Source organism: Kitasatospora sp. NEAU-CNBT7 (assembly GCF_057220535.1).
Window position 1 is genome coordinate 66,052 of the sequence record NZ_JBXQQB010000013.1, and the last position, 10,680, is coordinate 76,731.

At 73.7% G+C, this 10,680-nt stretch carries 10 protein-coding genes; 7 read left to right on the forward strand and 3 right to left on the reverse strand.

The features are described 5' to 3' along the window. Positions 1–86 precede the first annotated feature (86 nt). On the reverse strand, positions 87–1,595 hold the full coding sequence (locus AC2TEW_RS18855; protein ID WP_484624512.1) for an MFS transporter: 1,509 nt from the start codon (positions 1,593–1,595) through the stop codon (positions 87–89). A gap of 97 nt (positions 1,596–1,692) precedes the next feature. Between AC2TEW_RS18855 and AC2TEW_RS18860 the strand changes: the two genes are divergently transcribed. The 7 genes from AC2TEW_RS18860 (at position 1,693) to AC2TEW_RS18890 (ending at position 9,028) form a co-directional block, all read left to right on the forward strand. After that, positions 1,693–3,372, forward strand: coding sequence for an FAD-dependent monooxygenase (locus tag AC2TEW_RS18860; RefSeq protein ID WP_484624513.1), 1,680 nt, complete (start codon positions 1,693–1,695; stop codon positions 3,370–3,372). 79 nt (positions 3,373–3,451) lie between these two features. Then, positions 3,452–3,772 (forward strand): putative quinol monooxygenase, encoded by a 321-nt coding sequence (locus tag AC2TEW_RS18865; RefSeq protein ID WP_484624514.1) that lies wholly within the window; start codon positions 3,452–3,454, stop codon positions 3,770–3,772. Beyond that, a complete protein-coding gene (locus tag AC2TEW_RS18870; RefSeq protein ID WP_484624515.1) occupies positions 3,769–4,653 on the forward strand; it encodes an NAD(P)-dependent oxidoreductase in 885 nt (294 codons plus the stop codon). Before AC2TEW_RS18865 ends, AC2TEW_RS18870 begins: the two co-directional genes overlap by 4 nt. A 108-nt stretch (positions 4,654–4,761) precedes the next feature. Then, positions 4,762–5,670 (forward strand): zinc-binding dehydrogenase, encoded by a 909-nt coding sequence (locus AC2TEW_RS18875; protein ID WP_484624516.1) that lies wholly within the window; start codon positions 4,762–4,764, stop codon positions 5,668–5,670. 493 nt (positions 5,671–6,163) lie between these two features. Continuing rightward, positions 6,164–6,952, forward strand: coding sequence for an MmyB family transcriptional regulator (locus tag AC2TEW_RS18880; protein ID WP_033822532.1), 789 nt, complete (start codon positions 6,164–6,166; stop codon positions 6,950–6,952). Positions 6,953–7,353: 401 nt separating this feature from the next. Beyond that, the gene (locus tag AC2TEW_RS18885; protein WP_484624517.1) at positions 7,354–8,631 is read left to right on the forward strand and encodes a phenylacetate--CoA ligase family protein; all 1,278 of its coding nucleotides are present in this window, start codon (positions 7,354–7,356) and stop codon (positions 8,629–8,631) included. Positions 8,632–8,722: 91 nt separating this feature from the next. Continuing rightward, entirely contained in the window at positions 8,723–9,028 is a 306-nt protein-coding gene (locus AC2TEW_RS18890; protein WP_484624518.1) for a GNAT family N-acetyltransferase, read from the forward strand. A 354-nt stretch (positions 9,029–9,382) separates the two neighbouring features. Here the strand turns inward: AC2TEW_RS18890 and AC2TEW_RS18895 are convergent, their stop codons facing one another. Both AC2TEW_RS18895 and AC2TEW_RS18900 read right to left on the reverse strand, forming a co-directional pair. Beyond that, positions 9,383–10,396, reverse strand: coding sequence for a hypothetical protein (locus tag AC2TEW_RS18895; protein ID WP_484624519.1), 1,014 nt, complete (start codon positions 10,394–10,396; stop codon positions 9,383–9,385). Between the two features lie 21 nt (positions 10,397–10,417). Beyond that, entirely contained in the window at positions 10,418–10,663 is a 246-nt protein-coding gene (locus AC2TEW_RS18900) for a hypothetical protein (RefSeq protein WP_484624520.1), read from the reverse strand. Between the last annotated feature and the right edge of the window lie 17 nt (positions 10,664–10,680).

Here is a 10,680-nt window from a genome sequence, read left to right on the forward strand (position 1 = left end):
AGGGTGATGCCTTTCGGAGAGTGACCGGTGCCGGTGTGCACCGGTGTCGGGGTGTGCGGGTGCCGGGGTGTACGGCTGTCGGGGTGTCAGGGGTGCTGGAGGTCCTTCTCGCGGATCGCGAGGAAGGTGACGACGGCGCCGGCCAGGGCCAGCACGGCGAGGATCACGAAGGCGGTGTGCATCGCGGAGGTGAGGGCGTCCGACAGCAGGGCGCGGACCGCGGGGTCCGGGTCGATCCGGCCCTGGACGGCGTCGCCGGCCAGCCGGGCGGGTGCCTGTGCGGTCCGGCCGTCGAGCCGGGAGGCGGTCATGCTGGCGAGGAAGCCGCCGGCCGCGGCGATGGCGATGGACTCGCCGGTGATCCGCATGGTGTTGAAGATCCCGGAGGCCATCCCGGAGCGGGCGGGCGGCACCACCGACACCGCGGCGTTGTCCATGATGCCGAAGGCGCTGCCCACCCCGATGCCGAACACCAGCAGCGGGCCGATGAGTTGGACCGCGCTCTGGTGCGGCTGCAGGACCAGCAGCCAGAGCGACCCGACGGTGATCAGCACCGAGGAGGCGGCCAGCATCACCCGCAGCGGCAACCGGTCGGCCACCCGGCTGAGCAGCAGCGGCAGGACCAGCACCGGCAGGGTCAGCGGCATCAGCAGGGCGCCGGAGACGGTGGTGCTGCGTTCGCCGGCCCCCTGGAAGTACTGCGGCAGGTAGACCAGCAGGACCACGAAGCCGAAGGTGATGGTGAAGGGCTGGCAGACCACCACCACGAAGGTCGGGCGGCGGAACAGCGACAGGTCGAACATCGGCCGCTCGACCCGGAGTTCGGCCACCACGAAGAGCAGCATGAAGAACACGGCGGCGAGCACGGCCCCGATCGTCGGGGCCGAGGCCCAGCCGTGCTCCGGGCCCTGGACGAAGACCATCGCGACGCAGAACAGGCTCGCGCTGAAGGTGGTCAGCCCCGCCCAGTCCACCCGCTGGGCGTCCGGGTCCCGGGATTCGGCGATGTTCGGGACCAGGAACAGCACCAGGGCGCCCAGCACCACGTTCATCCAGAACACGCTGCGCCAGCCGGTCGCCGCGACCAGCGCCCCGGCCACCAGCGGGCCGAGTGCGAGGCCGAAGCCGAACGAGGCGCCGAGGATGCCGAAGGCGCGGGCCCTGGCCCGGCCGGTGAACGAGGCCCCGAAGATCGCCGCACCCGAGGTGAGGATGCCGGCGGCGCCGACCCCCTGGATGGCCCGGGCGAGGTCGATGACCAGGATGTCACCGGCCGCGGCGGCCACCGCGGACATCGCCATGAAGGTGACGATCCCCCAGAGCAGCACCCGGCGGCGGCCGAACCGGTCGGCCAGTCCCCCGGCCGCCAGCAGGCAGGCGGCGAAGGTGACGCCGTAGGCGTTCTGCACCCACTGCGCCGCGCCGTTCCCGGCGTGCACGGCGGCGGCCAGCTCCGGCAGTGCGACGGCCGGACCGGTGACGGTCAGCGGCAGCAGCACGCTGGCCAGTGCGACGGCGACCAGCGTCGGCGCGCTCCCGCTCCGGCGTCCGTCCGGATGTGCCGCGGCCTGTGAGGCCTGTGCGACGGCACTCACCCCAACACCCCCTGTCAGTGGTCGGATTGATGTACGGCCTTGCATGACCATAAGATGTCGAATGGTTCGCGTCAAGCCGACACAGGAGGTAGTCACGATGACCACGAGGCCGACCGGGCAGCACCCCGCCCCAGATCCGATCGACACGTCATCCGACCTGCAGCGCAACGGAGTTGACGGACAACACCACGACGTCGACGTCCTCGTGGTGGGCGCCGGACCGGTCGGCATGCTGGCCGCCGCCGAACTGCTCCGCCGCGGCGTACGGGTCCGGATCGTCGACCGCTCGCCGGACACCACCTCGTTCCCCAAGGCGCTGCTGATGTGGCCGCGCAGCCTGGACCTGCTGGAGGATCTCGGCATCCTCGCCGAGCTGCGCCGGGCCGCGGTGCCGATCACCGCGTTCAGCTACTTCTCCGAGCGCCGCCCGCTGGCCACCTTCCGGTTCCCCGGCGACCTCACCCCGCTGTGCCTGCCGCAGAACGAGACCGAGCGGATCATCCGGGCCAGGCTCACCGGGCTCGGCGGCAAGGTCGAACACGGCGTCAGGCTGCTGGCCCTCGAGGGCCTGGACTTCTCCGGCCGGATCGACGGCACCACCGGGGTGACCGCGGTCCTGGAGCACGCCGGCGGCCGCCTGGAGCGCTTCCGCGCGCCGTACGTGATCGGCGCCGACGGCGCCGGCAGCGCGGTGCGCGGACAGATCGGCACCGGATTCTCCGGCAGCACCTACGAGACCGCGTTCGCCCTGGTGGACGCCCACATCGACGGCGAACTGCCGGGCGACCGGGCGCTGTACTACCAGTCCGCGGACGGGGCCCTGGTGATCGTCGCGCTGCCCGACGGGGTCTTCCGGTTCTTCAGCTCACTGCCGCCGGGCGAGCCCGTCTCGGTCGAACGGATGCAGCGGATCGTGGACGAGCGCGGCCCCCGCGGGGTGCGGATCACCGAACCCGTGGTGTGGCAGTCGGTGTTCCGGGTGCACGCCCGGCACGCCGCCGACTTCGCCCTGGGCCGGGTCTTCCTGGCCGGGGACGCCGCCCACGTGCACAGCCCCGCGGGCGGGCAGGGCCTCAACACCGGCCTGCAGGACGCCCATGCGCTGGCCTGGCGGATCGCCGCCCACCTCGGCGGCCGGCTGACCGGCGCGGCCCTGGCCGAGTACGCGGGAGAGCGGCAGGCCGTCGCCCGCCGGGTGGTCCGCGACACCGACACCCAGACCCGCGCCTGGCTCACCTCCGGGCCGCTGCGCACCGGGCTGCGGGACGCGGCGTTCCGGCTCGGCGACCGCTCGGGCCTGGCCGAGCGGCTGTACGGGCCGGTGATGGCGGGCCGGCGCCTGGCGTACCCGGTGCACCGCGCCGACCAGCTGCCCGGCGGGCGGACCGGCTGCCGGCTCGCCGCGCGGATACCCGGCCGGGTGCGGGTCGGGTCGGTCTTCCCCCGGGCCGTCGCCGTCCCGCTGGCCATCGCCGGACCGGACGCCGACCCCGACCGCTGGCACCTGGTGGTCACCCCCGGACCGGGCGCCGACGGCTGGCTCCGGCGCGCCGAACGGCTGGCCGGGCAGCGGGCGCAGCTGCGCCTGGTGACGGTCCAGCGCGCGGCGCTGACCTCGCACGGCGCCTGCGGCCGGCCCGGTTACCACCTGGTCCGCCCCGACGGGCACGTCCAGGCGCACGGGCACGGCGGCGACCTGGACCGGCTGGAGGACGAGCTCCGCACCCTGTTCGGACCGCGCCCGGCGGCCGGCCCGGCCACCGGCGGCCTACTATAAGAGATCGAACATTGATAAGGTCTGTACCCACACACAGACCTTTGATGGTTCGACCCAACACGCCTGGAAGAAGAGGAACATGACCGAAGTGACCGTGGTCGGACGGGCGGTTGCCAAGCCCGGCAAGCGCGACCAGGTGGAGCGGCTGCTGCGCGCGGTGATCTCCCCCACCCACGAGGAGGAGGGCAGCCTGCACTACTCCATGCACCAGGGCATCGACGACCCCGACACCTTCGTCGCGGTCGAGCGGTGGACCAGCGCCGAGGCCCTGGAGCGGCACCTCGCCACACCCCACCTGCAGCAGCTGGCCGAGCAGATCGGCGACCTGCTCGCCCAGCCGCTGGACATCTCCACCTTCAGCCAGCTGCACGAGGGCGGCTCGGACAAGGGCGTGCTGTGAAGGCGCCCGTCTGCGCGCTCCTCGGTACGGGAATCATGGGCGCGGGCATGGCGCGAAGCCTTCGGCGTGCCGGACTGGAGCTGAGGGTCTGGAACCGCACCCGGGCCGCCGCCGAACCGCTGGCCGCGGCCGGAGCCGTGGTGGCCGACAGCGCCGCCGACGCCGTGCGCGGCGCCGATGTGGTGATCACCATGGTGACCGACGGTCCGGCCGTGCTGGCCGCGATGGAGGCGGCCCGGCCCGGCCTGACGGCCGGCCAGGTGTGGCTGCAGACCTCGACCGTCGGGGTCGGCGCGGTGGCCGGCCTGGCCGCGTTCGCCGCCGGCACCGGCCTGCGGCTGATCGACGCACCGGTGCTCGGCACCCGGCAGCCCGCCGAACAGGGCCAGCTGCTGGTCTTCGGCACCGGCCCGCAGGAGGCCCGGGAGCAGGCCGCCGCGGTGCTGGACGCCATCGCCGCCCGCACCCTGTGGCTGGGCACCGACGCGGCCACCGCCACCGCCACCCGGCTCAAGCTGGTCGTCAACAGCTGGGTGCTGGCGACCGTGACGGGCGCCGCCGAGGCACTGGCCCTCGCCGAGGGCCTGGGCCTGGAGCCCCGGCTGTTCACCGACACCATCGCGGGCGGCGGCCTGGACAGCGGATACCTCCAGGGCAAGTCCGCGGCCATCCTGAAGGGCGACTACGCGCCGCAGTTCGCCCTGGCCACGGCCGCCAAGGACGCCCGCCTGATCGTCGACGAGGCGGTCCGGGCGGGGCTGCGGCTGGACATGGCGGCCGCCGTCGCCGAGCGCTTCGCCCGCGCCGTCGAGCAGGGCCACGGCGACAAGGACCTCTCCGCCACCTACCTGGCCGGCTTCGCGGACCGCCGCGAGAGCTGAGCGGGCCACCGGCCGCCGGGCCCGCTCCCCGGACCGGGCCCGGCGGCCGCTCCCGGCGCCGGCCCCGGCGCACCGACACCTCCCGTTCCACCGATCCGAAGGAATCCCATGCGAGCCATCGTCAACACCCCCGCCACCGGCGGCGTCGCCTTCGCCGAGGTGGCCGAGCCGCTGCCCGCCGACGGCGAGGTCCTGATCGAGGTCAAGGCCGTCTCGGTCAACCGCGGCGAGATCCTCAACCTCCCCGGCAGCCCCGAGGGCTGGCGTCCCGGCTGGGACGTCGCCGGTGTGGTCCTGGAGAGCTCCAACGGCTTCACGGCCGGGCAGCGCGTGGTCGCGCTGTCGCTGGCGGACGGCAGCTGGGCCGAGCGGATCGCCGTCCCCGCCGAGGCGGTGGCCGCCCTGCCGGACGCCGTGGGCTTCGCCGAGGCCGCCACCCTGCCGGTCGCGGCGCTCACCGCGCTGCGGCTGGTCCGCGAGTCCGGCACCCTGCTGGGGCGCCGGGTCCTGGTGACCGGCGCGGCGGGCGGGGTCGGCCGGATCCTGGTCCAGCTGGCGTCCGCGGCGGGCGCCGAGGTCACCGCGGTGGCCCGCGACGCCGTACGGGCGAAGGGCCTGAACGAGCTGGGCGCCGCCGCCGTGGTCACCGAGATCGCCGCCGCGGACGGCCCGTTCGACGCCGTCTACGAGTCGGTGGGCGGCACCTCGCTGGCGTCGGCGCTGAACCTGGTCGGCCCGGGCGGGACGGTCTTCAGCTACGGCAACTCCTCCGGGGAGAGCACCCCGGTGGACTTCTTCCAGTTCTTCGGCGGCCACGAGCAGGCCGTGCTGCGGCACTTCGTGTTCGTCACCGGCGCACCGGTCGGCCCCGACCTCGCGGCCCTCGCCCGGCTGGTCGCCGACCGGCGGCTGGACGTCGGGGTCTCCTTCACCAAGGACTGGGCCCACATCGAGGAGGCACTCACCGCGGTGCGCGAGCGCGCAGTGGCCGGGAAGGCCGTGCTGACCATCGGCTGAACCGGCCGGACCGGACGGACCGGGCAGGACACGGGCGGGCGCCTCCACGGGCGCCCGCCCTTCGGCGTCGGGTCCGCGGACCGGCCGCCGACCGCCCGGACCTGGAGGTATGAGCTGCGTTTGGGGAAACTTGACGTTATCCAAACTGATATGAATACTTTCTGACGCATCGTCAACAGCGGTCCCGGGCAGACGCCGGCACCGCGCCGAGGGGAGGAATCGTGCGCCCGGCTCCCCACGGCGCCCCGGCCCCCCGCCCGGCGGCACCCCCTCCACCGCCCGCCGCCCGGACCCCGGCCGCCGAACCCTCCCCCACCTCCAACGCCATAGTATCGACACGTCGGCATCACGAATCCGCCACACCCGACCCCCGGCGCGACGCAGCCCCGAGGACCGGATCCCGAAGGCCCTCCCGGCGGGGGCCGCGAAGACGGGACCGGGTCGAACAGGTCGGCTGACACCGCGTCGGATCGCAGAAGGTGGGGACTCCAAGGTGGATCGAAAGGCACTGCAGAAACTGCTCACGGCATGCCGCGGCCGGGTGGACCCGTCCGCGTACGGCTTCGAGCGCCGGGAAGGGCGCGGCCGCCGCGCCGTCGGCCTCTCCCAGTACCAGATGGACCGGCTGCTGATGCGCGCCGAGGGGACGTACGGCCGGTTCGAGCGCGGGGACCTCGACAACCCCTCGCTGGAGTTCCTGCGCGACGTCGGCCGCACCCTGAAGATGAGCGAACGCGAGTGGACCGCCCTGTGGCTGTACGGCGCGGGCCACCAGCCGCCGTGCGCCCTCGCGCCGGCCAAGACCGATCCGCTGCCGGACGTCTGGCGGGGCGTGGTGGACGGCATCACCCACATCGCGTACGTCAACGACGCGGGCTGGAACGTGGTGGCCCACAACGCGGCGGCCGCCGCGATGTTCCCGCGCGGCCAGATGCCCGCCAACGTGATGCGCTGGATGGCCCTCGACCAGGAGGCCCGGGAGTTCTCACTGCCGGACTGGGAGCGGACCTGGGCCCCGGCGATCCTCTCCCAGCTGCGGGCCGCGCACGCCACCTACCCCGAGAACGAGGACCTGGCCCGGCTGGACGCGGAGGTCAAGGCCGACCCCTGCGCCGGGCCGATCTACGACGGCCCGCTGGACGCCTACATCCACCCGGACGGCGACGAACGGCCCATCGTCCACGCCCAGTTCGGCCCAGGCCGGCTGCGGATGGCGACCGCGCAGCCGCTCGGCTCCCCCGGCTCACGCCTGATGATCATGACCTTCCGCTTCGACGACTGACGGCGGGCGGCGGGGGGCTCGCAGGCGGCTCGCGGACCGGTCGACCGCCGGGCGCAGGACCGCTCGGCCACCACTCGTGTCAGGTCACAGTCAATTCATGTTTCACCGACGCTCGGGCTGTTCTACCAGGAAAAACTTCCCCTAGATATCGCCAGGCCGATGCGTGAGAGTGATGTTCCATGAGCAGGACGTGAGATCCGGGGTACTGCCACAGCTGTCGCATCGGGGAGGGCGGACACCGCCCGGGCAGCCGCACGCCCGGCCCTGAACCGCGGCCGGTCACGGGTCGGCGACCACACGCGCCGAACACCTGCGCCACCGCCTGGTCCGACAGTCTCCACCCCACCGAACCCCATTGCAAGGCATGCGGGTTCACCCTCATCTCCGGATTGGAAGGAACCATGACGCGCCCACTAGCGGTGACCGGCGGCGAACCACTCGGCGGCTTCCCGGCGGCAGACCTCCACGACCCCCGCCCCCGTCCCGGCCGGGCCGGCCGCCCCGGCCCGCCCAGCGCCCGGCAACTGCGCCAGGCCCTCGACCGCGCCCGCGGGTTCGGCCGCCTGCGCACCAAGTACGAGCCCCTGCGCACCCACCCGGCCCCCGACCTGCGGGACATCCCGCCGCTGTCCCGGGAGGAACTCAGCCGAGCCATCTGGGACCGCGTCCAGGAGGGCTTCCTGCACGACAGCGGCGCCGCGCTCTACGTGGGCGGCGGCACGCTCGGCCGGCCGACCGTCACCCTGGTGCCGCCGAGCCTGTTCGCCGCCGACATCATGGCCGCCTGGCGGCCCCTGCGCCGCCGCGACGTCCTGATCAACCTCTGCCCGGGCAGCCGGACCTGGCCCGGCTACGACCTGTGCAACGCGCTCGCCGCCCGGGCCGGCGCCTCGGCCATCCCGTTCCAGGCCTTCCGCGAGCACGAGTTCGCCCAGTGGCTCGGCCTACTGGAGGGCTTCGGCGGCACCGCCGTCGCCGCCGACTCCGCCACCATCCGCGCCCTGCTCACCTACTGCCACCACATCGGCTACCCGCTCACCTGGGCCCGCACCGTGATCTGCGTCGACTCCGGCCTGGAGAGCGGCACCGCCGAGCTGGTCCGCCGCACCCTCCCGGGCGCCGAGGTGTGGAGCCTCTACGGCTCGCCCGAGGCCTGGGCGATCGGGCACAACGGCCCCGGCTGCGACCGCAACACCTTCCACCCGTTCGGCCACCAGCACGTCGAGATCTGGGGCGGCGAGGTGCTGGTGACCACCGTCCACGACAGCCAGGTCGCCCCCGTCCTGCGCTACCGCACCGGCGCCTACGGCGAGTTCACCGCCTGCTCGTGCGGCGACCCGGCCCCGGCCCTGCGGCTGCTGGACGCCGCCGGGGACGTCCTCGGCTTCCGCGGCGCCCGGCTGTCGCGGGCCGAACTGGTCGCCCTGGTCCGCCGCCTCGCGGAGGTCGAGGACGTCGAGCCGGTCGTGGTCGACCGCGGCCAGCCCACCGAGCGGCTGCGCCTGGAGATCCGGCCGAGCGCGGGCGCGGTCGCCGACCAGTACCTGGAGGACTGGATCCGCGAGTGCGTCATCCGCGAGCACATCGCGATCGGCCAGGCGGTGGCCCGCGCCCCCGAGTCCTTCGAGGTGCTCGCCTCCGCCCGCTCCCGCGCCTGCGCGGCCCCGGCGGTCGCCTGAGCGGGCGGTGGTTGATCAATCATTGGTTCAATTATAAACTACCTCTCGAAGCGGCGCCGGACCTCCGCACCGCCCCGAGCAAGGAGTACCCATGGCCACCGATGTGACGGACAACCAGGACGCTTCCCGGTTCGAGATCTCCGAGGACGGCGAACTCGCCGGCTTCGCCGAGTACCACCGGTACGAGAACGAGATCGCCTTCATCCACACCGAGATCGACCCCCGCTTCGGCGGTCGCGGACTCGCCGGGCAGCTCGCCCGGGCCGCCCTCGACACCGCCCGCGCACAGGGCCTCGCGGTGCTCCCCTACTGCCCCTTCATCCGCGGCTGGATCGGCAAGCACCCGGACTACACGGACCTGGTGCCGGCCGCGCAGCGCGACCGCTTCGGGCTCTGACCGGGCGCCTCACCCCCGAGGTCCACCGCGGCGGGGGCGTTCGCGGAAACCTTCACCTCCCGGGAGTCGATGACGCACCTCATCGCCCCCGGCCCACGGCCTTCGGCGGCGCGGATCATGCGCCGGCGGAGGCCGTCCGACTGCGGACCCGGCGACACCGGCCGCAGCGCGCGGCACGCGCCCACCGCCCCAACCCTTCCGGTGATCTGCATCACAGCAGCCGAGGGGTATATGTCCGCGTTCATCACGCCGATGGCGAAAACGCACGCCCGGCAGCGTGTTGACCCACCCATTACTACCCGTTGGCGCATTGACATACCTTAATATTCCATGAGAATGACTCCCGCACGATGATCAAATCACGGGGGCGGGGGCCATGGAATCGTCGGTACGAGTCAGACGGAGAAGGGCCGCACACGCCCGGCCGAGCACAGCGGTGACCACACCCGCCGTACTCCCCGTGAAACCCGTGACTTTCGCGCCGGGATCCTCTGCAGGCGATCCGGTCGGGCCCACGTCGCCGCCCTCGGACCGGCCCGGGAATCCGGCCACCGCGGCCGCCCACCCGGGCCGACGGCCCACGTCGCACCGAAGCAGGCCCGCGAGAACGGCAGTTGGGCCGACATCTCCCCCACCCGGCCAACCACGACGGTGAGCGGCTCCGCCGTGGAGCACCGGCATTCCACGGCCGGCCCTTCGGCCCAGGGCGGATTCCGCTCCGGCGACCCCGCCGGCATCCGGGTCCACCGGCCGTAGCGGCCGCACCCCGCACCCCGCACCCCGCACCACCGAACCGGCGTACCCCGGGGCCCGGTCGAGCGCGCCCACCGGGCCGCCACCCGCGTACCCGCCGCCCTGACTTCCCCTGACTTCCCCTGATTTTCCTGTTGTTCGAGACACCGAAGGAAGCACACGAATGAGTACGGAACGGGCAGCCGCACGACGGCCCCGGGCCAGAGCCGCCACCCTGGTGGCGGCGGCGCTGGTCGGGTCGCTGCTGCCGACACTGCCGCTGGCCGCCACCGCGTCGGCCGCCGACTGGACCAAGCCGTCGGCGGCATCCCCGGAGAAGCCGGTGAAGGGCTCGACCGGGAAGGTCAAGGCCGCGAAGGCCGACACCACGGTGAGCAGGCCGCAGGACGGGCGGACCACCTGGCCCGGCGCCGACAGCGCCACGGTCACGCTGCCCGCGGAGGCGGGCAGGGCCGTCAAGGCGGGCAAGCTGCCCGTCTCCCTGGAGCCGGTCACCGCCGCGTCCGGTGCGCCGGTGGCGGCCAAGGTCGAGGTCCTCGGCCAGGACATCGCGCGCAAGGCCGGGATATCCGGGGTGCTGCTGAGCGTCTCCGCGCCGCAGAGCACCGAGGGCACGACCGCGAAGATCGGCGTCGACTACAGCGCGTTCGCGCAGGCCGGCGGCGCCGGGTACGGCTCGCGGCTGCGCCTGGTGCAGCTGCCGGCGTGCGTGCTGACCACGCCCGAGCTGGAGGCGTGCCGTACCCCGACGCCGCTGCCGGGCGGCAACAACGTCGAGCAGCAGACCGTCACCGCGGACGCGGTGACGCTGGCCGAGCCGCAGCCCGCGGGTTCCATGCGCCTCCGGGCGACCTCCGGCCCGCTGACTGTCCTGGCGGCCACGGCCACCACCTCCGGTC